Annotated in this window: 16 protein-coding genes; 10 read left to right on the forward strand and 6 right to left on the reverse strand. The window is 50.3% G+C overall.

Annotated elements, in window-relative coordinates; genetic code table 11:
* Positions 1-166 precede the first annotated feature (166 nt).
* The 5 genes from MKX74_RS04320 (at position 167) to sstT (ending at position 8,659) form a co-directional block, all read left to right on the forward strand.
* A complete protein-coding gene (locus MKX74_RS04320; RefSeq protein ID WP_341177605.1) occupies positions 167-3,556 on the forward strand; it encodes a DEAD/DEAH box helicase in 3,390 nt (1,129 codons plus the stop codon).
* Positions 3,557-3,654: 98 nt separating this feature from the next.
* Entirely contained in the window at positions 3,655-4,362 is a 708-nt protein-coding gene (locus tag MKX74_RS04325) for a hypothetical protein (protein WP_341177606.1), read from the forward strand.
* The gene (locus MKX74_RS04330) at positions 4,325-4,879 is read left to right on the forward strand and encodes an SLOG family protein (protein ID WP_018885226.1); all 555 of its coding nucleotides are present in this window, start codon (positions 4,325-4,327) and stop codon (positions 4,877-4,879) included. The genes MKX74_RS04325 and MKX74_RS04330 overlap by 38 nt, the downstream gene beginning before the upstream one ends.
* Positions 4,880-5,213: 334 nt before the next feature.
* Positions 5,214-7,109 carry a rhamnogalacturonan lyase family protein gene (locus MKX74_RS04335; RefSeq protein WP_018885225.1) on the forward strand — a complete coding sequence of 632 codons (1,896 nt, stop codon included), beginning with the start codon at positions 5,214-5,216 and terminating at the stop codon, positions 7,107-7,109.
* 320 nt (positions 7,110-7,429) lie between these two features.
* Positions 7,430-8,659, forward strand: a complete 1,230-nt coding sequence (gene sstT / locus MKX74_RS04340) for a serine/threonine transporter SstT (RefSeq protein WP_018885224.1) — start codon at positions 7,430-7,432, stop codon at positions 8,657-8,659.
* A gap of 363 nt (positions 8,660-9,022) precedes the next feature.
* Here the strand turns inward: sstT and MKX74_RS04345 are convergent, their stop codons facing one another.
* The 5 genes from MKX74_RS04345 to MKX74_RS04365 all read right to left on the reverse strand — a co-directional run bounded on the left by MKX74_RS04345 (position 9,023) and on the right by MKX74_RS04365 (position 15,384).
* Positions 9,023-9,811 carry a formate/nitrite transporter family protein gene (locus MKX74_RS04345; RefSeq protein WP_018885222.1) on the reverse strand — a complete coding sequence of 263 codons (789 nt, stop codon included), beginning with the start codon at positions 9,809-9,811 and terminating at the stop codon, positions 9,023-9,025.
* A 332-nt stretch (positions 9,812-10,143) separates the two neighbouring features.
* Positions 10,144-10,923, reverse strand: coding sequence for a Cof-type HAD-IIB family hydrolase (locus tag MKX74_RS04350; RefSeq protein ID WP_018885221.1), 780 nt, complete (start codon positions 10,921-10,923; stop codon positions 10,144-10,146).
* Between the two features lie 222 nt (positions 10,924-11,145).
* Positions 11,146-11,520: a NucA/NucB deoxyribonuclease domain-containing protein gene (locus MKX74_RS04355; RefSeq protein WP_154659042.1), complete on the reverse strand. Its 375-nt coding sequence runs from the start codon at positions 11,518-11,520 to the stop codon at positions 11,146-11,148.
* Between the two features lie 360 nt (positions 11,521-11,880).
* Complete coding sequence (locus tag MKX74_RS04360; RefSeq protein ID WP_341177607.1) at positions 11,881-14,502, reverse strand: TPM domain-containing protein; 2,622 nt, start codon at positions 14,500-14,502, stop codon at positions 11,881-11,883.
* Between the two features lie 228 nt (positions 14,503-14,730).
* Positions 14,731-15,384: a hypothetical protein gene (locus MKX74_RS04365; protein ID WP_341177608.1), complete on the reverse strand. Its 654-nt coding sequence runs from the start codon at positions 15,382-15,384 to the stop codon at positions 14,731-14,733.
* A 301-nt stretch (positions 15,385-15,685) separates the two neighbouring features.
* Between MKX74_RS04365 and MKX74_RS04370 the strand changes: the two genes are divergently transcribed.
* From MKX74_RS04370 to MKX74_RS04380, 3 genes are all read left to right on the forward strand, one after another.
* Entirely contained in the window at positions 15,686-16,510 is an 825-nt protein-coding gene (locus tag MKX74_RS04370; RefSeq protein WP_341177609.1) for a DUF1266 domain-containing protein, read from the forward strand.
* Between the two features lie 146 nt (positions 16,511-16,656).
* Positions 16,657-17,538: a GNAT family N-acetyltransferase gene (locus tag MKX74_RS04375; protein WP_341177610.1), complete on the forward strand. Its 882-nt coding sequence runs from the start codon at positions 16,657-16,659 to the stop codon at positions 17,536-17,538.
* Between the two features lie 340 nt (positions 17,539-17,878).
* Entirely contained in the window at positions 17,879-18,256 is a 378-nt protein-coding gene (locus tag MKX74_RS04380) for a hypothetical protein (RefSeq protein WP_018885215.1), read from the forward strand.
* Between the two features lie 160 nt (positions 18,257-18,416).
* Here MKX74_RS04380 and MKX74_RS04385 read toward each other — a convergent pair whose 3' ends face one another.
* Positions 18,417-19,274, reverse strand: a complete 858-nt coding sequence (locus MKX74_RS04385) for an AraC family transcriptional regulator (protein ID WP_341177611.1) — start codon at positions 19,272-19,274, stop codon at positions 18,417-18,419.
* Positions 19,275-19,445: 171 nt separating this feature from the next.
* Between MKX74_RS04385 and MKX74_RS04390 the strand changes: the two genes are divergently transcribed.
* The gene (locus tag MKX74_RS04390; protein ID WP_445667249.1) at positions 19,446-20,468 is read left to right on the forward strand and encodes a pectinesterase family protein; all 1,023 of its coding nucleotides are present in this window, start codon (positions 19,446-19,448) and stop codon (positions 20,466-20,468) included.
* Positions 20,469-20,582: 114 nt separating this feature from the next.
* Positions 20,583-23,687: an Ig-like domain-containing protein gene (locus tag MKX74_RS04395; RefSeq protein WP_341177612.1), complete on the forward strand. Its 3,105-nt coding sequence runs from the start codon at positions 20,583-20,585 to the stop codon at positions 23,685-23,687.
* Positions 23,688-25,145 lie beyond the last annotated feature (1,458 nt).

Raw genomic sequence — 25,145 nt, forward strand, 5'->3', positions numbered from 1 at the left:
TGGAGCGGATGGCGCATGAGTGTCCATAGTGTGAATAGGGATTTATGCCAGTAGGCTATCTGGCAGTGTGTTCACTGCTGGCATGCGGCTTTCTGGTATGATAGAGTATAGAGCGAAATTATCCAGTACGGTGATGTACGAAGGAGAACAGGGAGGATTACGAGCAATGAGCTTTCCATTGACGATTCGTGTCATTAAGCTACTCTGCGGCAGAGAAACCTGCAATGAAGGGGAAGCTCTGCTGCAGGACGATAAAGTCCTCCTCACCAGCTACAATCCTGAGGTAAATGTATACAAGGCTATGGTACGAGACGGGATCGGATATGAAGTATACGTGGAAATTGACCAAGATGGTGATGTGAAGGCGGATTGTGACTGTCCAAGCCATGCTACATCTGATTATTTTTGCGCACATATTGCTGCAGTACTGCTACACATTCACGAGCTTCGTCATGATGGAGGAGCGGCAGCAAACAGCACGGGGTCAGAGGGGTATGCATCATCTGGTACAAGGACCTCTGGAGGTACGTCTACCACAGGCTGGACTGGGCGAGCAGGTGAGATGCAGGTGCGTCATGGCACGGTGGGCACTCAGCGTCAAGGACGCCAGGGATTGGTGTCCAGTCAGACACGACTGGCTAATGGTGTGCTGGGGCTATTCTCTGAACGCCCCCCACGCCCCACAGCGGCTGCACCTTATTTGGAGCATCGCACGCTGGTCGAGATGGAGTTCCTGTTAAGGCCATTTCCTACCGGGAGTCGCACCTACATGCTTGCGCTGGAGCTGAAGCTGGGGACACAGAGGATGTATATCGTGCAGAAGCTGCGGGCTTTTCTGGAAGCGATTGAGCATCGACAGCCCTTTCCCTTCTCCAAGAGCTACACCTATGATCCAGCAGTGAATTGCTTCCGTACCGAGGACGATGATATCCTGCAGCAGTTGGTAGCCATTTACCATCATGAGCTCTGGTATAAGCAGACCTCACAGGGGAGTGGACATCAGGGACGAAGCATTAGCGGTGAGCGCATGCTGCTCATTCCCCCTTCCTTCTGGAAGACGCTTCGTCCGCTACTGAGCCGTTCATCTGCGGTACGTCTAGAGCAAGACGGGACACTGTATTCAGGGGTTCACGTGGTGGAGGGTGCTGAACTGCTGGAGTTCCGTTTTGATCAGGCACAGGGCCAGGTGGAGGAATATGCGCTCCAAATCGAGCGGTTGGATGACATCCTGCTGCTAGAGCCTTACGGAGCGGCCTTGTATGAGGGGAAAATGATCCCTCTCTCGCCAGACTCCTGCCGTCGTCTGTCCGAGTTGAAGCAGCTGCTGGATACTTCCCGCCAACGAGAGATTCGGATTCAGCCAGAGCAGATGGAATCCTTCATGGAGAAGGTGATTCCTGGTCTTCGTAAGCTGGGCAGTGTCACAGTGGCGCCTGCGGTAGCGGATCAGATTGTAAGGCATCCACTCCGAGCGAAGCTGTACCTAGACCGGATCAGACAACGTTTGCTGGCGAGTCTCGAATTCACCTATGGGGACATTGTCCTGAATCCGTTAGAGGAGTCATCTACCGGCCATGGTGGGCGTGGGTATATCCTGATGCGGGATGGAGAGCAGGAGCAGCAGATTATATCCTTAATGGAGCATAGCGCTTTTGCGAGAACGGACAGCGGCTACTTCATGGAGGATGAGGCAGCGGAATATGACTTCCTGTATCATACAGTCCCTCAGTTGGAGCAGCTGCTGGACATCTATGCGACCTCGGCAGTCAAGGAACGGCTGTATCAAGGCCCTGCCCCTATAAGAATTACGGTTGATGTCGATGAACGAACGGATTGGCTGGAGCTTCGCTTTCAAGTGGATCGCATGGATGAAGCGGCTATTCGTGAGCTACTGCAATCGCTAGAGCTGAAGCGCAAGTACTATCGGCTTCCCGAGGGAGCGCTTATGCCGCTGGATACCGAGGAATTCAGGGAAATTGTACTTCTGATGAACGAAGCCGGGGTGACTCATACCCAACTGGAGGGGGGAAGCATTCGCGTTCCGGTGGCCCGGGCTTTTCAATTGACAGAGCTATTAGAGCGCGGAACGGTTGTTCAGTCTGGACAGGCCCTGCGTCAATTCATGGAGGATATGGGGCACCCAGAGATGTTGAGGGCTGCATTGCCTGAGAGAATGGAGAGCGTGCTCCGTGAATATCAGAAGTATGGATTCCAGTGGATGAAGACACTCGCGCGCTACCGCTTCGGTGGCATACTGGCCGACGACATGGGGCTTGGCAAGACGCTGCAGAGTATTGCTTATATCGTCTCCAGTCTGCCGGAGATTCGGGAACGGAGGCAGCCAGCGCTTGTGCTTGCCCCCGCTTCCCTGATCTATAACTGGGCCAATGAGCTACGGAAGTTCGCACCAGAGCTACGGGCGATGATTATTGATGGTGAACGTTCTGAACGCACAGGATCACTGGAGACGTGGTCCGAGCAGGATGTGGTTATTACTTCGTATCCGTTGCTTCGTAAGGACAAAGAGCTATATGGGGGAATGGTCTTCCATACGATGATTCTGGATGAAGCGCAGGCAATCAAGAACCATACATCGCAGACGGCGCAGGCAGTCAGAGGGATTGTGGCCAGACAAAAGTTCGCTTTGACAGGCACACCAATTGAGAATGCTTTGGAGGAGCTGTGGTCCATCTTTCATGTGGTATTTCCAGACCTGCTCCAGAGCAAGCAGGACTTCCAGGCGTTAAGCCGAGAGCAGGTTGCTAAGCGAATAAGACCCTTCGTGCTGAGGCGACTGAAGAGGGATGTGCTTACAGAACTGCCGGAGAAAATGGAGTATCTTCAGGTGTCGGAACTCCTTCCTGAGCAGAAGCGGCTGTACGCTGCCTTCCTCGCGAAGCTTCGTCAGGATACGTTGAAGCATCTGGATGACAATACGATTCACAAGCATCGCATCCGTATATTGGCCGGACTGACCAGGCTCCGACAGATCTGCTGTCATCCAGCCTTGTGCGTGGAAGGCTACACAGGTAGCTCCGCCAAGCTGGAGCAGCTGCTTGAGATCGTGGAGGAATGCCGCAGCTCGGGACGCAGGATGCTGATCTTCTCGCAATTTACCCAGATGCTGGACCTGATACGTCGTGAATTCACGCAGCTTGGTGTGCAATACTTCTACCTGGATGGTCAGACTCCGCCCAAAGAAAGAGTAGAGCTATGTGCCGAGTTCAACGAGGGAAGCAGGGACGCATTCCTCATCTCGCTTAAGGCGGGTGGTACCGGACTGAATCTGACGGGTGCCGATACGGTCATTCTCTTTGATCTGTGGTGGAATCCTGCGGTAGAGCAGCAAGCGATGGACCGGGCCCATCGGATGGGACAGAAGAATGCTGTCCAGGTCATCCGGTTAGTGACTCAGCATACGGTCGAGGATAAGATGGTGGAGCTGCAGCAGCGAAAGAAGAATTTGGTAGAAGAAGTGCTACACTCTGGTGAGACGGATGAATCCTTCTGGACAGAGGAGGAGCTTAGAGAAATTCTCATGCTTCAGCCATCATAATCGTTCCCGGACGGGCATATGCTCTTGGTGAAACGGGAGCTGACAGGCTGTGCACGGGTAAGTGGTACACGAGGGGAAGCTCATCCAAGGGAAGGGAGATGAACTGCCTGATGCGTAAGCATGCACCTGTACCCCCGGAGCCGCTGAGCGGAATGCTGCTGGTCTTGTCCGAGCTGGCTGAGCAGGTATATGCACGACGGGAGAGTATCGGAAGACAAGAGTACATTTTGTTCGGCTACCGGCTGGCAACGATTCTAGAGGTATTGGACGGCTTGCATTCTGCCTGTGTCCGAGTGGGGCTTGGCACTACAGGAGAGAGCACACCTGCATCGCAGGTCGTGGAGCATCTTGTGTATCCAGAACGTGATGCGCTTAGCTATGGGAGCATGGCCTGGATGCATCCTGACGACGCACTTCAGCGGCTCGAATGGCTTATGAAGCAGTGGCCGTTCCCATCATTGACCTACCGGGTGAAGCTGCTGACGACGCTGCACAAGCTGTCTCCGTACTATAAGCATATGCGACGTAGATCGCTCCCTGAGACGGTGACAACCCATCTAAGAGAGGGTACCCCTGCCCCACCTCTACTGCTCCTGCCTACAGATGCTCCCGGTTGTCCTGCCGCTAGGCCACGGAGATCGAGAGGATCAAAAGGATCAGGGGAAATGCCCGGGTCTGAGCTCAGAAGTCGACGCAGCGCAAGATCAGCACAGAGATATCGTGCAGCCCATACAGAGGTTGTGTTAAAGGTTGGTGACAGGCATTACTATGAAAAATCTGCTCGTAACCGGGTATCGCGCCCATGAATTGAATATTTTCAATCAGCAGCATGAGGGCATTGCCTATATCCAGAAGGCGATCACGGGCAAGCTTATTCCGCTCATCGAAGAGGGGCTGGAATGGGTGATTACCCCTGGCCAATATGGAGTGGATCTGTGGGCATGTGAGGCGGTGCTAGCGCTCAGAGAGGAATACCCACACGTGAAGTGTTCTATTCTGGCTGCGCATCAGCCTACAGATGAGAAGTGGAAGGAAGAGCGCAAGGAGTACTACCAGCGTCTTGTGGAGCAAGTTGACTATTATGGGCTGGTCAGTAATCAGCCGTATCAGGGAATCTGGCAATACAAGGCCAGAGATGAGCTGCTTCTGCGAAAAACGGACGGAATTCTGCTTATTTATGATGAGGACGCCGGCCCCGCCAGCCCCCGGTTCATGAAGGAGGCTGCGTTGAAAAAGCAGGAGAAGGATGGCTATGTATATATGAGCATCAGTGCAGAGGATATCCAATCCATTGCCGATGATGATAGACGATATGAAGACTGATTATAGTGTACAATACCCGCAGCCGATCTTCCTAATGGGAGAGGCTGTTTTTTTTAGATGATAGCATGTATAAGTCATTAGGACATGCTTTCGGTTAGTATTTTCAGTGCATATTTTCTGTAGCTATTTTCGGATCATGAGAGGGAGTACTTAGTTAGTGAGAGGAGAAATCTGATTTGTGAAGTGTTTGACCGGATTTTTGAACAAAAAGCAAAGGTGGCTCGTCTTCCCAAAAATGTAAGCGTTATCATATAATGAGTATGTAAATTTGTTCCAGTCTAAGCTACCCAAGTCGAACAGGCACAGCAAATCCAAATCGGTAAGGAGGAGCATTATGGGAACATGGAGACGAACATGTCGTAACGTAGCCCTCGCTGCTATTGGCAGTATGGTGCTTGCTGGGATGTATTCTGGTGGAGAATCAAGTATGGCTGCTGCGGCACCTAGACAGATGGAGCAGCTTGACCGAGGTGCCATCGCTGTACCAGTAGAGGGTGGAATGCTGGTAAGCTGGCGAATGCTGGGCACGGAGCCTGCCCATGTCAGTTATGATGTCTACCGGGATAGCCTCAAGATCAATGAGGCACCGATTACGGCATCGACCAACTTTTTGGACACATCGGGTACGACCTCTTCTGAGTACACCATCAAGGCAATTCTTAACGGCGAGCCACAAGCAGAATCATCCCCAGCGATGGTATGGAACGATACCTACATGGATGTGCCCATCCAGCAGCCAGCAGGAGGAACGACGCCCGATGGTGTAGTCTATACCTATAATGCCAATGACGCGAGTGTGGGGGATCTGGATGGAGACGGGAAATATGAGATTGTGCTGAAGTGGGACCCTTCCAACTCGAAGGATAATTCGCAATCAGGCCACACCGGACCTGTCTATCTGGATGCCTATCAATTGGATGGAACCTTGAAATGGAGAATTAATCTGGGACGCAATATTCGTGCCGGTGCGCATTACACTCAATTTCTGGTCTACGATTTTGATGGGGATGGACGGGCAGAGATTGTCAGCAAGACCGGAGATGGCACGATTGATGGAGTCGGTCAGGTCATTGGGAATGCCACGGCGGATTATCGCAATTCTGCAGGTTATGTGTTAAGTGGACCAGAGTATTTGACCGTGTTCGACGGGGATACAGGACAAGCCTTGACTACAATAGACTACGAGCCGCCAAGAGGCAGTGTATCCTCATGGGGAGATAACTATGGTAACCGCGTGGACCGGTTCTTGGCAGGTGTAGCTTATCTGGATGGAACTCGCCCCAGTATCGTCATGGCACGAGGATATTATACGCGTTCTGTCCTGGTCGCCTACGATTGGCGTGATGGAGAGCTCACACGAAGATGGATATTTGACAGCAATGCTCCGGCGAATGCGGGGACCGCAGGACAGGGCAATCACAGTCTGAGCGTAGCCGATGTGGATAACGACGGCAGGGATGAGATCATCTATGGCTCCATGGTCGTGGACGACGATGGTACCCTCCTGGTGAATACCAAAATGGGACACGGGGACGCCCTTCATGTTGGCGATCTGAACCCGGATCGTCCAGGCCTAGAGGTCTTCAAGGTGAATGAGGATCGAAACGGCAAATATGGAGCAGCCATGTACGATCCGCAGACGGGTGAGATTCTGTGGGGAGTGCACACCGGGGTGGATACCGGACGCGGCATGTCCGCAGACATCGACCCTCGCTATAAGGGAGCGGAGCAGTGGGCATCGGGAAATGTAGGCTTGCGCACCGCTACAGGAGAGCTGATTAGCAGCACATCCCCTTCGTCCAGGAACTTTGGCATTTGGTGGGATGGAGATCTGCTGCGTGAGCTGCTGGACCATACCCGATCTAGCAACAACGAGACAGGCGTCGGCAAGATTGAGAAATGGGACTATATCAATGAGTCGCCAGTGCTGCTGCTGAACGCGGATGGAACGTTATCTAATAATGGCACCAAGGGTACACCAGCTCTGCAGGCGGATCTCTTTGGCGACTGGCGAGAGGAAGTTATCTGGCGAACAGCGGATAATTCGGCCCTGCGAATCTACTCTACACCGTATGAGACGGAGCATCGTTTTTACACGCTTATGCATGATCCCGTCTATCGACTAAGTATAGCCTGGCAAAATGTAGCCTATAATCAGCCTCCACATACAGGCTTTTATCTGGGTGAGGGGATGGAGTCGCCTCCACAGCCAGCCATTTATACACCTTAGAGTTCAGGGATTATGCTGACACCTTATGGTTAAACTTAGACAGAATGTAATGAGCCAAAAAGTTACTCATGAGATTGGAGTACAAATCATTAAAGGAGACAAGCGAATATTCGCCTGTCTCCTTTAATTATGCGAACTGAAAGAAATTACGTTTGATGATCAGGAGCAGGCTAAGGCGTTGGGGAAGCGGAATTTAGAATACGAGTATAAAAATTTCCCATTTTCACAAAGAGGGTAGTTTCTATGATAAACTAACGCTATGCCACATTACAGTGTCGAGGTGTTGGTTGGCATTTCTATTTTGAGTCCGGAGGAATAAGATGAGAACGGCATTATTGAAGTGGAACCGAATAAGTCTTATCAAACGTATTTTACTGGGAATTATCGTGGGGATTGTCTTGGCCCTGGTTGCTCCAGGTGCAACTGGTATTGTGTTATTGGGCTCCTTATTTGTGTCAGCATTAAAGGCGGTTGCCCCGGTATTAGTGCTACTTTTGGTGATGGCTGCTATAACCAACCATAAAAAGGGCAGACAGACCAATATGAAAAGGATTATTGTTCTTTACGTTCTAAGTACCTTTCTGGCTGGGCTGTTATCGGTCGCGGCAAGTTTTATATTTCCGGTTAGATTGACGCTGGTATCGGGCACACAAGATATGACTCCGCCTGAGGGCATAGTCGAGGTTCTAAAAGGCTTGTTGTTTCAGTTTGTTGATAATCCAGTAAGTGCTCTAATGAACGCCAACTATATCGGTATTCTTGCATGGGCGATCCTACTTGGTGTTGCTCTAAAAGGCTCCAGCGATAACACTAAAAGCCTGATCACTCAATTTTCGGATGCCGTATCAAAAATCGTCAAGTGGGTTATCCAGTTCGCGCCGTTCGGGATTATGGGCCTTATTTTTGACTCTATTACAACGAGTGGACTTTCGTCTTTGCTCGATTACGGCAAATTACTCTCCGTTCTAATTGGATGTATGTTATTTACGGCATTGGTGGTCAATCCTTTAATCGTGTATCTGAATATTCGTCAAAATCCGTATCCGCTCGTGTTTCAGTGCCTAAAAGAAAGTGGGATTACGGCATTCTTTACACGAAGCTCTGCGGCGAACATTCCAGTCAATATGAGATTATGCGAGAAATTAGGACTGGACAAAGATACGTATTCGGTATCTATTCCATTAGGCGCAACCATTAATATGGCGGGAGCAGCCGTTACAATATCTGTCTTAACTCTGGCGGCGGTTCATACGTTGGGTATTCAGGTGGATTTTGGTACAGCACTGATTCTAAGTATCTTAGCCGCTATATCCGCTACGGGCGCCTCGGGTGTAGCCGGCGGGTCTCTTCTGCTTATTCCTTTGGCATGCAACTTGTTCGGCATTTCGAATGATATCGCGATGCAAGTCGTTGGGGTTGGCTTTATCATTGGAGTATTGCAAGATTCTTTTGAGACGTCACTGAATTCATCCTCGGATGTCCTCTTTACCGCTACGGCAGAATACGCCAAGAAGCGTAAAGAAGGAAAGACAACGGCGGTTCAGCTCTAGAATTATAGCCCTTTGTTATATCCCCTCTGATGATTGAACAAGGCATAGTGTAATGGGCTAAAAAGTTACCCGTCAGATTGGAATAGAAATAATTAAAGGAGGCAGGCGGTTATCCGCTTGTCTCCTTTAATTATTTCTATTATTAAGACGAGCCTGAACGCATGTATTTCTATAAAAAAGAATCGAATCACAATGCTCAGTATACTTTCATCCCAGCAATACATAATAGGCAACTCGATTATAAGCATGCAGAAAAAGAGTACAATCAAGCTGAGCTTCTTACCATGACACAAAAGTCCGGAGGCGTGAATCGCTCTCCGGACTTTTGTTAGTTATGTTGCTTGTTGCTCTGAGATCAGTGGCTCAATGCTCTGCTTCGTCCAGAAATGGGCGATTCACGGTGTAATACATGACACCCATCAGGAGCACTCCGCCAACGAGATTGCCGAGCGTGACGGGAACGAGGTTGTGAATAACTCCCTCGATGGAGATCGTGCCCGGATGGTTCAGCACCAGAGCAATAGCGAATGTACACATATTCGCGATGCTGTGTTCATAGCCAGAGATGAAGAAGCAGAAGACGAACAGCATCATGGCGAACATCTTGGCGCCATTCTCCTTCATGAACATCGGAATGAAGAAGGCCAGGCAGACGAGCCAGTTACACAGGATGGCACGGAAGAATAGCTGCATCGTCGGTGCCTCCATCTTATGCTCAACGACGCTGAGCAGGAAGCCATTCACGTTGGCAGGCTCGAACAGTCCTGTCAGCAGAATCAGCAGGGCGAACACCCCGGCACCGAGCAAATTACCGACATAGCTGGTAATCCATAGCTTAATGACCTCCAGCCAGCGTAGCTTCTTGCGAAGGGCTGCATACGTGTAATAAAAGGTATTGCCTGTGAACAGGTCTCCTCCCCCGTAAGCGATGAGGATAATGGCAGCACCGAACGTAATGGCGGCCATGGGGTAGGTAAAGGGAGACTGCTCCATATAGAAGAAATTCCCTGTCTTGAAAGCGACGATTACCCCGAAGCCGATGAACATGCTGGCAAGCATCGAGCGTGACAGATAACGAATTTTGCTTTGCTTGAAAATCTTGTACTTCTTTAAGGCTAGTTGTTCCACGTTGCGTAATCCTTCAGTTTCCATGCTGTTACCTCCAGATAATGTGCTGTAAGCAAGTGTCCCCGCGGCTGAAGTGCCAGCGGGTAATTGGGTTACTCGGGCATTGTCTGCGCTGAATAGAGGCGCATGTAACTGGTCTGGCAGTATACTGCTTATTGTAAGTAGTTTCCTTAAAAAATCAACTATTCATGGATGAAATCATATGTATCAGTTAGAACCATGAATCCATGAAGATAAACCACCATTTACAAGCAGAACGAATCATAGGGTAGTCATATATGCCAAAAGCCTGTCCCCTTACTCAAGTAATAAGGAGAACAGGCTCTAAGGCAGCATCTCATTCGAGATATCCTTCTCTACAGCAGCCCCATCATTTGCAGGCCGTGCCGAATTCCATCCTCGTCCACCGACGTAGTCACGAACTTGGCAGCAGCCTTCGCTTCTGGCATAGCATTGCCCATAGCGATGCTATTCGGAATCATTTGTAGCATCTCAAGATCATTCAGCGCGTCGCCGAAGGCATACTGATGTTCAGGAGCGATGCCGAGCTTAGCGATCATTTTGGCAATGCCGGCTGCCTTGGAGCCTCCTGCGGGGATAACGTCCATTGAGTTCGGATGCCAGCGGATGAACTGGAACGCATCACACACGCTCTCGTATAGCACTTCTTCATGTGCCTGACACATCAACAGTGCTTGATAAATGTCACGGCCTTGATGATAGAGCGGATCATGACCGGGGCTTAGCTTGAGCTTCAGTGTCTTCATGCTGGTCTCTACGAAATCATCATTCGGGACCGTAGTCTTCATATCATCACTGCTAAGATAGACCATCGCATGATTGTGCTGCAGCGCCATTTCGGTCAGTGTTTGTAGCCTTACTGGATTCAATGGATGTGTATGAATGACCTCACCACGCAGCACAACATATTGACCATTGAAGCTGACATAGGAGTCGATGTCCAGTTCTTCACGTAGCTCCTCGAACATAAAGGGTGCTCGCCCAGTGGCGATGGCCACCTCATGCCCTCGTTGCTTCAGCTCCAGCACCGCGGCTTTCGCTGAGGCCGGAAGATTCTTGTTATGATCCAGCAATGTTCCGTCGATATCGAAAAATATGATTTTTTGTTCAGACATAACCCATTCCCTGCTTTCCGTTGTAAAGTGAGCACGTTGTATGTATTCCTGCCCTTATCCCTTTGCTCCAGACCTTTAAAGGAAGCTCATAGATCTACACAGTTCTATTTAAGCTCATATTGGTCCATATAAGTTCATATAGGTCCATGTACAGGAGAGCAGCAGACATCTCTACTAGTATAACAGATGGTGTCCAATCTTCCTTCTGAACGGAGCTGTACCTTATTTCACGATGAATTGCACTCGGGTTCCATCGGGATATTCCTCTAACTGATTGCCTACCCAGGCTCCTGCTCCGCGATTATCCTTGGGAGCTATGTATTCAATATGAGCGCCCTTGCCTCCCTCAGAGCACATGGCCATCGGCCATTCATCCCGGTCGTAGCCTTTCTTGGTGGGAACGCCAGCTAGTGATTCTGCACGATTCTGTTCAGCCATCTCCCGATTAATAGTGCATACAGGTGAGGCTCCGGAAGCAATGGCGTCCTGAATATGCTGTCCGGTCTCCGGGTATTTGTCCGCCGGGAATTCCAGCATGACGTCGGCCTCCAATGGGGAGCTTACGGACGGCTCAGGATCAGGGAATTGCACATACATTTTCTCGTAGAAGTACAGTCCAACAGCAATCAAAATAACAAGGGGCAGGTGAAGACGAGTTCTTCTTTTTTTGTTCATTGTAGTGTCCTCCGGGCAAATATGCCGAGTGTTTACCAGCGAGCTCTTACGAGACGGAATGGCTGCTGCGGCATGATTGTTCGGCAAATACCGACAAATATTACATTACAGTAACATATATCGGTCTTGGAGGTCGAAAGTTGAAGTTATAGGTCGATGAAGACTTGAGATCACTCTGATGAAAAGTCAAGGGCCCGCCTGCATAACAGTCGAACGGCTTCACCTTCTGGAGTGAAGTCATGGTTCGACGTATGCCGCGGACCCTTGCCTACATCTATGCAGCTACCAGTTAGACCCACCTGAGGAGTGACCGCCCCGGTTGGAGGAATCACTGCTATCAGATGAGTAGCTGCTACTTGAGGAGCTTGATGATGAATCCACATAGGAATTGGAACTACTCCAGCTACTACTGGACTGATTATGATGATGGTGATTGTTATGATGATTATGATGCTGTCTACGAAGCTCGGCTTCCCTTCGCTGACGGGCTAATTTGGCTTGCCTTTCAGCATTTCTTGCCCGCTGCCAACGGCTATATTCCTGATTCATCTGACTAATCAGAGGTTGGAGTGCTGACATGCGAGACATGGCGTGCTCGAAGTCCGCTTTCTCCAGCAGTGCCAACGTATCGTGTCGAATGATCTGATACTGCTGTAGATAATAGCCTGACAGCCCAGCTGTTCTGGATGCACGGTTATGAATATCATTGAAATGGCGAGTCAGCTGATTCCAACGCTGCATGGCCTCTTTCTTCTCTTTTACCTTGTTATGAATCTCGCTGCGCAGCTGGTGAACCTGATCGACCAACGGCCTGAGCACCTGCTCGATCTGATCAAGGTCTATGATCTCTTGCTGAAGCATTGCTGTGACGGATTGGTAATGCTCTTCTATGAATTGGATGTTATGCTTCCATCGGACTACAGGAAGCTCCTTCGCAATGATTTTACGAGCAATCTGATATTCCTTCCAGGCATCCTTATAGTATGATTTGGCCTTTTGGTGCCGCTGCTCCAGTTCTTTAATGAGCTGAGCCGCCTGCCCCAACAGGGTACGTGCGGAGTCGAGTGCCTTCAGCTGTTCATCTAATATGGCCCGAGCCTCATCAAGCTGCTGTCTGTGCGGCTCTGTCAATTGCTCAGCCTCGGCTACCTTCTCAGGTAGCTGCTCTATCTTCATGATGGCCTGCTCCAGCTGATTGCAGGTCTCCGCCCAATGATGCTCAGCGTATTGTTTCTGAATGAGGTAGAACTGGTTATTCATGCTTTGTAGCTTGGAGGCCAGCTGGGGTTGCTCAGCAAGCAGCTTGGGCATGTCCGCCTTGTTCTTGCGCTGATACTCAACCTGCCGCTCAGCTGTAGAAGAGGCACGCTCCTTCAGTTCATCCATTCTTTGTGTCAGGCTCAATACATCTTCCATATGGCCATGCTCCAGGGAAGCATACATATGCTCGTTCAGAGCCAGCGCCTGCTCAAGATCCTCATATGGATTCAAGCGGGTAATGGCTGCCTCCAGCTGCTGAAGCAGGGTCAGCTGCTCGATCTCCAGCCGTACCGCCTGTATCTCTCCCGGAAAGCGTTGATGCTTGGCAACATAATCGGGCACGATCGTGAGATGCTGCCGGAGTGATGCGAGAAGCTCTTGAGCTCCCTCAGATTGCTCATAGGCCTTAAGCGGGTCATGAGTCTTGAGGCGTCCGGTGTCCTGAATGGATTCGTTCAGGCTGTTGTAGCGTTCCACGAGCTGTGTCAACGGCAACTGATGAGCTGCGAGAAGCGCGGCTAGTATATGCTTCTGCTCATCGAGCTCTTCGACCAATTGAACCATACGCTCGTGCATCAGCCGGTCCGTCTCTTGAAGCTGCCGGACCTCACCGCTCCATTGCTGGATACGCTCCTTATGATCGTTCAGGATGAGATGAAGCGCCTTGCGCTGCTCCAGCAGAAGTTTGAACTTGTACATGGGGATCGAGCGCCCCTCGGCCTGCTGTCTGTCACTGAGCGTGTGTACCTCGCTGTGTAATCCATTCTTCAGACGCTGAACGACGGCCAGCGTATGTCCCTGCGATGCATCATAGGAGTCGAGAATGGACAGCTGTTGATTGGCCTCGGCGATTAGTGAGGGAATCCGCTTGCGTACTCGCTCCCATCGGAAATTACAATAGAGAATGTAGAGCAGCAGAGCCAACAGGGCCAGGAACACCAGCATGAGTGCAAGGTAGATCAGCTGCTCTGTCGGGAAATTCCAGAACAACTGGCCACCATCCCCGTTAGCTAAGGCGGACAGGAAGCCAGGCTCACCAGCCCCTGAGGCTGCACCCGAGCCGGGCTGCTTCTCCCCAGCTGAACTACTGCCAGTTGAGCCTGCCACATCGGTGGCACCTGTATCTTTGGCGGCATTCTTTTGCTCAGCAGGATACAGGCGATTTAGCTCAGTCATTGTCTGTGTTACTCCCTTAGCGAATTGATTGGCTTTGGCTGAGGGAATAAAATGCTTATTCAGAAAGGCCGTCAAGCTGGAAGGCTGTGAGTTGCTGATCCAGCCCTTCTTCTTCGCAAGCTGGTCCAGCTCCTTCCGGAGCTCGTCATTGTGAAAATTCAGCTCGATCCGGCGGTCTTTCTTGGACATGAGTAGAATGACATCATTACTATCCAACTTCCAGGCTTTATAGATTCTGGTGGCATATGCCGCGGGGTCCTCGCCAGCCAGAGAATCAAAGGTAATAATTCGGAATTGAAGAGGTCCTTTTTTCGCCTCTTTGGCTAATAGCTCGACCTCTTGCTTCGTGAAAAAGCCTCCCCGGTCCGTCACAGCCCCCCAGCTCTCGGGAACCTGCTTCGCCATGGCAGGCGTGGCCGCCGTGAACAGCAGCAAGAACATCATTACAAAAAGCACATACTTTTTCATTCATTTCCTCCATTAAGCCAGTTGCCTTTTATGCCTGGTTCATTTCAATATAATGTTTGAGTAAAGCTAAGTAATAGGTCCATTATACACTTTATTCCAGAAAAGCTAATGCAGGAAATGTGCGCATAGTAACGGATGTTTAGGCTGGCAGGATAGCCCTGTGCGTCAATATTTAGTTCATGTATCAACATATAGTCAAGCATCAATGTTTAGCTCATGCGTCAACATCTAGTCAATGGACACGATCTGCCACTGTCCCTTGGTATTTTGCTCCATATATAGATTGTTGCTGAACTCACGAATGCCCAGCAATTCATCATTGGCAATGCCGTCGATCGGAACGATTCTTCGCTGGTGCTCTTGAATCACGGTGCCGACCTGCACGAAGCGATACCGATCAGGCTGCTCCAATAATGCTGCGAAGCTGCCGTAATCCTGATCTTTATACCGTGGAAATAACTGTTCAAAGGTAGCTTTGTCACCTGTGGCTACGGCCTCGGTGAATTGTTGGAGCACGCTCAGCATGTCTTGGTCCATAAGCGGGTCTTGGATGCTACCCCAGTCAATGTGAACTCCAGCCTCGAAGGCTTCGGGATTCAGCTCAGCAGGGTCCGGGCCAGGCTGTGCAGGCGCTTTGCCAGGCTGTCCGGAAGGCTCCGATTGTGGTGGAGTTTGCTGTTCGGTATCATTACCTTCTGGTGTCCCTGAATCTGTGGGCTCCTGCGGAGTTACTTCTGGAGCTGGATTCGGCTGATGATCAGGTGAAGGCTGTTCTGTTCTGGAGCAAGCGGTTAGCAGCAGGATCATCAACACACAGATCAATCCAATAAATATCCTTAGATGGGGTCTACCTGTCCATAACACGGTACGCAATCGTTTCATGACACAGTCACCTCTTTCATGGAATTATAACCCTAAGGCGTGTAGCAAATAGTACCCGATTCCACGGCTTCATAACCCTATCCGTACTCCCAATTCTTATTCAACTGGCGATGACGATGCTCTAAACTATACTCTCAAAATATACATGCATAAGTATACATAATTATGAAATAGAGTTAGATACAGGTCCTAATTATCCTCTGCCATCTTCACTGCCCGCTCCAAGTAGCCGATGAACATCTTCGGTTAACTATACGGATTGGAGTGGAAAATGGTGCAACGAAAATACCTATGGCTCAGAATGGTGACAGTACTAGCAATTATTACCTTGTTGATTAGTGGCTGTGCATCGGCTCAGACGAGCGATACGAATGTGGCTCTAGGACCGTCTCAAGAAGTCAGCCCGAACAGCGGCGGTGATGCTAAAGATGGAGTTAAGAAGGATACAAATTCAGATACAGTGAGGTTCATTAACGCCACCTACGCGCTCATCACGACAAGCAATGATATGGATACATCCATATACGGAGGGTTGAAGCGCTCTTTCCTGAACAATATGAGCATGGAGGTAGCTCTGAAGGACAGCTGGAATATTACCGATACCGCCAGTGCGGAATCCACCATTGAGTGGCTGATGACAGAAGGACACAACAAGGAGTTCATGGACCTTTTACAAGAATATCAAGACAGTAGGGAGGAAGTGATGAAGTTCCGGCAAGAGCTGAAGGCGAAGGGGAGTCTGACGTCTGATGAGACACAGTTACTGGAGCTGTACGACATGCTGGAAGAGGTGAATACAGATAATCCCGAGCAGGGAATTCTGGCGTGGGACTTGTGCCGGGCCACCCAAATCGCCAGTTGGTCTTATGTTGCTGGGTTCCTGAGCTACGAACGGTCGATGGAAATCAGCATTGAGGCCAGCGCTCGTCTGCAGGAGCAGTTCGTTTCTTGGGATCAGCTTGTGCATAACTATTTGCTGGGCTATCAGTATTGGTCTGGTGAGAGTCCCGAGGATGCAAAATCGGAATTAGTCTATCGCAAGCAGATCTATACGAGGCTGAAGGCGGATCCGTCGGGTCCTTATCAGGTGGATTGGAATACGGCGCTTCAGGAGAAGGATGCGTAACCTACCGCGAATCTTCTCATGGATGCTAAGAGACTGCTGATTCGTAGTCAGGCTACTCATTGTGAATATCTAGGTGATTTGTGCTAACATCATATTTAAATAAAGCAGACCGTCGGGGCCATCTTGAAAATGAAGGAGGATGTAATGTGAGAATTGAGTGTCTGAACACATGCAGTACATCTGAGATGGTTGAGCTATGGAATGCAGCTTTTCAGGACTATATTGTACCTGTAACGATGAGTGAGCAGGCCTTTACAGAGCGAATGCGAGTATTACAGCTCACACCAGCTGCTTCCTTCGTGGCTATGGAGGAGGGGCGCTTCGTCGGCATTTGTCTTCAAGCCATCTCAGCAGACGGTCAATCTGCATGGTGCGGAGGACTTGCCGTGCTACCAGCTTACCGGGGGAAAGGGATAGCTCGTAGCCTGATGGAGGCTGCCATTCATTATTGTCGGGTACAGGATGTTCGCTCGATGTATCTGGAGGTACTGGCAGATAATCCTGGTGCTATAGCGCTGTATGAGCGTCTCGGCTACCACAGGCTGACGGAGCTGCATTATTTTCAAGGCGAGCTCGCCTCTGGGCAGCGTCATGAACCGAGTAAATGGAGCCAGACTGAGCTAACTGACAGGCTGGAGCACACGACTCCACCAAGACAACGGCTACTGTCTATAACGGTGCAGGATGAAGCTGAAGAGGGAGTCTGGCAGACTGAGGATGAGCGAATTCCGTGGCAGGCCAGACGAGAGCAGACACCGGATCGGGAGCTGCTGATTCTGCTGAAGTCCAATGAACCCATCGGTACAATAAGTTTGAAGCATTCCAGTGGGGGAGTTGCTGTCCATCAGCTACAGCTTCAACGTCCAGCGGATGAACTGTTGCTCAGGTCGTTGCTGGCGCTCCTTGGAGAGCGATACGGCGACACCGCATTAAGCTGGAATCATGAGTATGTACAGCCAGAGCTACTGGAACGTATCGGGCTACAGCATAGGTTCAAGCAGTACCATCTTAAGTACGAGCTACACTAATCCCTATCTCCAATCTGATTTCATGTCGAATGATCGGGAGAGTGTAGTGGCTAGGGCACAGTGGTTCTACATTCACAATTGATCTGGTCAAGTTACTAGCGATTTCACCATCAGATTTCACCATCATGACCATCATGAATAGGAGTGAGGCCAAGATTATGAACAGCAAGAAGTGGATATGGATATTCCTCTCGGGGGTGTTGGTTTATTTTCTGGTCACCATTATATTAAGCCAAATGTAAGGCAGATAGCTGAAGGGCGCAGAGCATTGAGTCTGAACGTGTCGCATACACATCTGAAAGAGGGTTCCTGTACAGTCAACTTGTGAAGGAGGATGACGATGAGTAATTTTCTGAACAAAATGAAGACGGGCATGAATCAGGTCAAGGATAAGGCTAACCAGACGGTAGAAACGACGAGGCTAAGCACGCAGATCACATTGAAGCGTAAAGACCGAACACACCAATTCGCCAAGCTGGGAGAGCTGGTCTATCAGGCTTATGTGACGGGAGGGGCCAATGCTCCGCTGGAGAAGGTGGCGGCCTACACACAGACGGTGCAGAAGCTGGATCGGGAGATTGAAGCCCTGGAATGGCAGCTGGCACGGCTAAAGGGTGAACGCATATGCGTGTGTGGCAAGGTTGTAGCGAGGGAATCCAGATACTGCAATCACTGTGGTCAGCCGTTATCGATCTTGAAGGATCCACCGCAAGGATAACAATTAAAGAAAGAACCGCATGATCCACGTGGAATTCTTATTGACTCTCATAGCATTTTTTAAAATGAACAAGAAAATAGAGCTATACTAACTGAGCAAGCTCAATCCCGACGTGTATGCCCGGGAAGAGCTTGTTCTTTTTTTGTCCAGTCTTATTGAACTACATCGAAGTCAGCCTGCGATATTGACCTGGCGTGTGTCCCGTGCATTTCTTGAACACCACGTTAAAGTTGGGCGCATTGGCGAACCCTGCTCGCTCCCCAATCGCCTGAATAGGAATATCGGTATCCCTCAGCATATTCTGGGCCTCACGAATGCGAATGTTTTGGAGATATTCTCGAAAGGATACGCCAGTAATCTGTTTGAAGCTTCTGCTCAGGTGAGATGGGCTGATGTAAAAGGATTGGGCCAGATGGTTAAGGCTATGGGGCTGGTCGTAATGCATGGTTATGTAATCGGCGATTTCCAGGATTTTATCTCGCAGCGGATGCCCTTCAGGCTCCACGGCAGGGGGATGCGGCTTGCGCAGCTCCAGTCGGTGAATTCGAATGAGCAGCTCCAGCAGCAGCGCACGAACCAGCTCCGTATTACCGGGCTCGCGGACCTTGGCTTCATGCAGCATATTGCCGAGTAGGTGCTCGACCGCAGTCTGTTCATTCATATCGAAGCGGACGACGGGCCGCGATTCTTGCTGGTATCGACGCTCGAAGGAAGCACGCACCAGCTCAGCATCCACAAAATGCTGGGAGAAATTGATCAAAATGCGCTCACAGTGAACGGGTGCGAAGCTGAAGGTCTGGTGCATTTGCTCAGGAGGAATGAAGACCAGGTCTCCTTTGTTGACCTCTATGGTGGTGCCTTGGATGGTATAGGTTTTTGCGCCGCTCAGCACGTAGAAAATCTCGTAAAAGGTATGTGCATGCGGATTCTTCATATTGGAATAAGCCTCGCTCATCTTGTACTGAATGAAGAAGCTGTCCTCTGCGAGCGAGAACTTGATCTCTGGTAATTTTGCCACGGGTGATCCCCTCCTAAGAATGGATTGGAAAATGCGCAACAACAATAAAATGATAGCGCATACAAAGCATGAAATCAAAACTTTTCTATCCATCACCGTACTATAATTGTTATTGTCTGGAATGTGAAAAAATTGAAAATATGCCTTGTAAAAGGGAAGGGGATGTGTAAAATGACGAATTTGGGATTTAGGCAAACCTCACGCAGCTTCAAGGTTCTTCTGGCAAGCACTCTGTTGATTACGGGGCTGACAGGCTTCGCTCCCTCCATGCAGGCCGAGCAATCTGTCAGTGAGCTGGTGAGCACTACGGCGACGGCACCTACAATCGTGGTTGACAAGAATGGAGGAGGCCAGTTTACCAGTGTTCAGGCGGCAGTCAATTCCATTCCTGATGGTAACAGCTCGGAGCGAATAATCTACGTGAAACCTGGGGTCTATGAAGAGAAGATATTCATTCCGACCTCCAAGACGAACATTACCCTGATCGGGGAGAATGCCCATAATACGATTCTGACCTATAACGACACGAACAGCAGCTCAGGCAGTACAACGAACAGCGCGAGCACGTCTGTACGGGCCAATCATTTTCAGGCCAAAAATATTACCTTCCAGAATACAGCCGGACGCAATGCAGGTCAAGCCGTCGCCCTCTACGTCTCGGGTGATCGTTCCCGGTTCGAGAATATCCGTGTACTCGGCTTCCAGGATACACTTTATTCTAATGGAGGACGGCAATATTACAAGAATAGCTATATCGAAGGGACGGTAGATTTTATCTTCGGGCGGGCCACAGCGGTGTTCGATAATTGCGAGATTCGCAGTCTTGGAAACGGATACATTACAGCTGCCTCCACAGAGCCGACCTCTGAGTATGGCTATGTAATTATGAATAGTCGCATCACGCGCTCTGGCACAGGCGACCATTCTGTCCACCTTGGCCGTCCATGGCGTCCATATAGTGCGGTTATCTTCATGAACAATTGGATGGATAAGCATATTCGTCCTGAGGGCTGGCATAACTGGGGCAACGCTGCCAATGAAGCCACTGCACGCTACGCTGAATTCAATAACTCAGGTCCCGGCTGGAATGACCGTAACCGTGTAGGCTGGTCGGATATACTTACGTCTGCACAAGCCTCTGCGATCACCATTCAATCTGTGCTGGGCGGAAGCGATGGCTGGGACCCTAGATAAATGTCATCAAGTCGATATGCTGATTCAATTGTAAGTATTCGGGAAATGATGATCCTTCTTTTCTTCATTCTCAACGAAGCTGTTGAGCGTTATTTTCAAGTGTAGGAGGAAGATATGTTGAAGTCCAAATTATGCTTAGTGTTACTTGCCTTTGTCGTCGGGGCTACGGCGCTGGTGCCTATGGGAGATGGCCGGACAGCCAGTGCGGCGGAGCCAACGCGTATTCCGGCTTTTCCTGGTGCTGAGGGTGGCGGGATGTATACGACAGGCGGCCGTTTCGGTGAAGTCTATGAGGTTACGAATCTGAATGATTCGGGTCCGGGCTCATTCCGGGATGCCGTATCTGGCAGTGATCGAATTATCGTATTCAAGGTGGGTGGCAATATTCATCTGAAGTCCAGGCTCCAGATTACGGGCTCGAATCTGACGATCGCAGGCCAGAGTGCGCCTGGTAACGGAATTGCTGTACTGGATTATGACACGTCGCTGCAGGGTGATAATGTGATCATCCGTTATATGCGCTTTCGACTGGGCGATAACTTCTTCTCGGAAGAGGATGCCTTCGGTGCCCGCAAGCGGAAAAATGTCATTCTGGATCACTGCTCCTTCAGCCATTCGGTAGATGAGGTGCTGTCCCCTTACCAAATGGAGAACCTAACGGTGCAATGGTCCATCATCTCCGAAAGTATGCTGATGTCCAATCATTCCAAGGGCAGACATGGATACGGTGGCATATGGGGCGGTAAAAATACCACCTTCCATCACAATCTCATTGCTCACAATGCGAGCCGCAACCCGCGTTTTGGGGGAGAGCAGGACAATATTATCGATTTTCGCAATAACATTATCTACAATTGGCAGTTCATGAGCACGTATGGCGGTGAGCGTGCACTGGGCAACATCGTAGGGAACTATTACAAATATGGACCGGATACGGACCGCACGAAACGCGCCCTTCTACGGGACACACCTTCCAAGGATAGTCAGTGGTTCATCGCTGACAATATTGTGGATGGCTATCCCGAGATTGCGGAGGATAACTGGCTTGGTGTCATCGGTGATGTGCCGGAGGTAGCCAAGCGAAGCGAGCCTGTTGAGATGCCGTATGCGTACACGGCGGAATCAGCTACTCAGGCTTATGAGAGAGTACTGGACGAAGCTGGAGCCACTTACCCTGCCCGTGATTCCATGGATGCCAGGGTGATTCAGGAGGTGCGTGAGCGCGGTGGACGACTGTCCAATTCTCAGGATGAGGCAGGTGGATTCCCGGCTCTGCCTGAAGTGACATCGGCATTGGTAGACAGTGATGGGGATGGCATTCCGGATGATTGGGAGCTGACGAATGCCCTTGATCCGAAGGATGCAAGTGATTCGCAGCAGATTGGCCCTGAGGGGTACACGTATCTGGAAATGTACCTGAATGAGCTTGTCGCAGATTACACGCCATCGAACCCAGAGGTGAAGCTCGTGGCTCCTGAGCATGGAGAGCTGGTGGAGGCTGGCGAGCCTGTGGTGCTAAATGCTACGGCAAGCATGAGTCAGTCAGCTATCCAAAGAGTGGAATTCTACGCCAATGACGTGAAGCTCGGAGAAGCGACAGCAGCTCCTTATGAACTCACCTGGGAATCTCCAGAGGATGGGACCTATTGGATTACAGCTAGAGCCTACGACACGCAGGGGGTTGCAGCGGATAGTCCTGTGCACCCGCTCTATGTGGTTCATCCGCAAGAGGTGTCCAGTCCGTGGATGTCGGTGGACATCGGCTCGGCGAAGATTCCTGGTCATGCATCGGAAAAGGATGGAGTCATTACTCTCCGCAGTGGCGGTCGCATTGGAGGAACGGATGATCCGGTGCTGGTGGATAAGACACGGGATTCCTTCCACTATGTGTACCAGACGCTGGCTGACGATGGACAGATTGTGGCGCGTATCAACGAGGTGGGCCGTGTGGATAATGAGTCCCAGGCCGGAATTATGATGCGCAGCAGCCTGGACCCGGATGCCCGCATGGTAACGCTGACCCAGTCGCTGGTCAAGTACGGACATGTAGCCCGCTTCTGGGAGCGTACCCAGCAGGGAGGGGAGGCCGCTTCACGACAGATTGAGGACTTCCTGGCGCCAGGCTATATTAAGCTGGTCAGACTGGACGGGATTGTGTATGGCTATCTGTCTCAATACGGGAATGATTGGACATTGGTGGGCACGGTGGATATTGCTGACTGGCCGGAGACGATCTATGTAGGGCTCGCAGCCGATGGAGCGCTCATCAATAACGATATTTACAATTACGGATGGGGCCGTTTCGCTGAGGTCGCTGTCAGCAATCTGGAGTCAATTCCTGCAATTGTCCAAGAGCTTGAAGCCCATGGTAAGGCAGAAGGCATAGAACTGAAATGGCAGACGTCTGAAGGGGCTAGCGGCTATCAAGTAGAGCGTAGTCTGGTGGAGAGCGGGCCATATTCGGTAATTGCTCCGAGTGTCACAGACACGAGCTATACAGATACGACTGTGGAAGCTGGCAGCGTATATTACTATCGAATTATAGCTACGAATCCGGCTGGGGATACTCTGCCTTCGGTCGCCAAGTCTGCTGCCGTTCCAGGTACTATAGCCAAGCAGTATACGGTGAAGGATAACTTTGACACGACCCCGGCGAATAGTCCGCCAGCCGGATACACGGTATACCCTCCTTATCCGGGCAAGGAGGATGCTTATGTCCGAGTGACCGAGCTTCCTGATCTGGCGAATGATGAGGAGCGAGGCAACGGCTTGCTCATGCAGAGCAGTGCGATTGATCTGGCCACGCTCACCAAGCGTTTTCAGGCTCATGCTGACAAGCTGATCCTGGAGGCGGATGTGATGGTTCCGATTGCTGCTTCGGCCTCCGATGCAGGCAAGCATTTGATTCAGCTGCTTAATCTGCCGGGTGGCAAATCTGCTGTTCGCCTCCAGCTGAATAAGGATGGATTAAGCTACATCACGCCTGCCAAGGAGACGATCCTGTTGGAGCAGGTCGACTGGAAGGCGGGAGAATGGCACCGTCTGCGCGTGGAGCTGGATGTACCTGCGCAGCAGTATTCCCTGTATGTGGATGGGGAGCAGGTCGTGGAGCAGCAGGCCTTCGTGGATAACCCGGATGTGGTCGGCACGTTCTGGGTGAATTCGGAGAGCCGTCTGTATCTGGATCGTATTCAGGCATATCGGATGGTGCAGCCTTAAGTCACAGGTGATCGTAGTGCTGGGAACGAGTGCCTTAGCGGGAGATTTCGTTTAAGTGGAGGATGGATTCTTTCGCTGGGATGCTGCATATGGTTGTTAGGATGGGTCCGCACTTCTTGGAAGGGGAGTGCGGGCTTGTTTTTGTTTTGGGGTACGTACATGTACATTCCGCAGCCATGGAGAGAGTGCATGGAGGAATACTCCGAGCATGTAGATGGCTCAAGCACATAGAGCGCAGATGAGTCAAGTACGTTGAGGGATCAGGCACGTAGTCCACTTCAAGTGCGGAGTCATTTTCCACACACGTGGACCTTTCCGAGTGCAGAATCGTCTTCCACACACGTGGGCCACTCCGAGTGCAGAATCATCTTCCAATCGCTGTTATCCCCAGATTTCTTGAAATTTTTACAAAGGGGGAAATCTGGGGATAAAGGCGAACGCTCCGCTTCTCCAGATCGATTCTGCACTCTCCGTTATACGTGTCGTTGGTAAGGGATTTAGTGAAAGAGCTTGCGCAGCGGCCTGGATGGCCTGGGCGTGTTGAAAATCAAAGCGTCGCACTCAAGTAGAGTGGGACATGATAGAGGCGAGCTGCTGCTTGTAGAGGATAAAATTTCAATCCACGCACTCATGTAGAGTGCGACCACAACGTCCGACCGCTTAGGAACTGCCGCAGATTATTTCAATCCACGCATCATGTAGAGTGCGACACATTAAGGTGCCCTCCCTCCTGCGATCAGTTCTTATTTCAATCCACGCACTCATGTAGAGTGCGACTAGCCGCAAAAGACATAGCCGCTCCTGCAATTTGAATTTCAATCCACGCACTCATGTAGAGTGCGACCTGTGATACATCATGCAGCCCGGCGTCTTGGAGCAGATTTCAATCCACGCACTCATGTAGAGTGCGACAGCGGAAAACATCGTATAAACGCTGCATCCAGCACCTATTTTACCGTATATCCATCAAAATGGAAGAGGGCGTTTGCCTCGGAGACGGGCTCTTGTTCACACTTTATTCACATTCGACTTCGTTTCGACAAAATCTGAGGTGCGAATCTCCCGGGAAAATCATGTGAGCTTGGCATTCGCACCAACTCCAGCGAAGATTTCGGGGAAAGACGCATATCAGTAACACACGGATTTGTAGCGTATGTCTGGGCTATATCATCCTGACTATCACTACAGTTGTTTATTTTATAGTCTTCAATAAATTTCGCTACTAATTCGGGCTGCTGCCTGTGAGGCTATTAAGGAATTCGCGATTTTTTTGAACGAAAATACATTAGGGATACAACAAGGTAAATTGCGTGTATCTGCATGGTGGTAATCTCATTGATTGTGACGATCAAGTTGTGGATGCTGTGAGAAGTTTTTGTGGGAAAGTACTTAAAAACGTATAAATTACTTAAATAAGTAATTTTGGGGTATACAATTGTTCCATAACTTGGTATAATA

Source organism: Paenibacillus sp. FSL K6-1230, assembly GCF_038002385.1.
In the GTDB taxonomy this organism is placed as follows: Bacteria; Bacillota; Bacilli; order Paenibacillales; family Paenibacillaceae; genus Paenibacillus; species Paenibacillus massiliensis.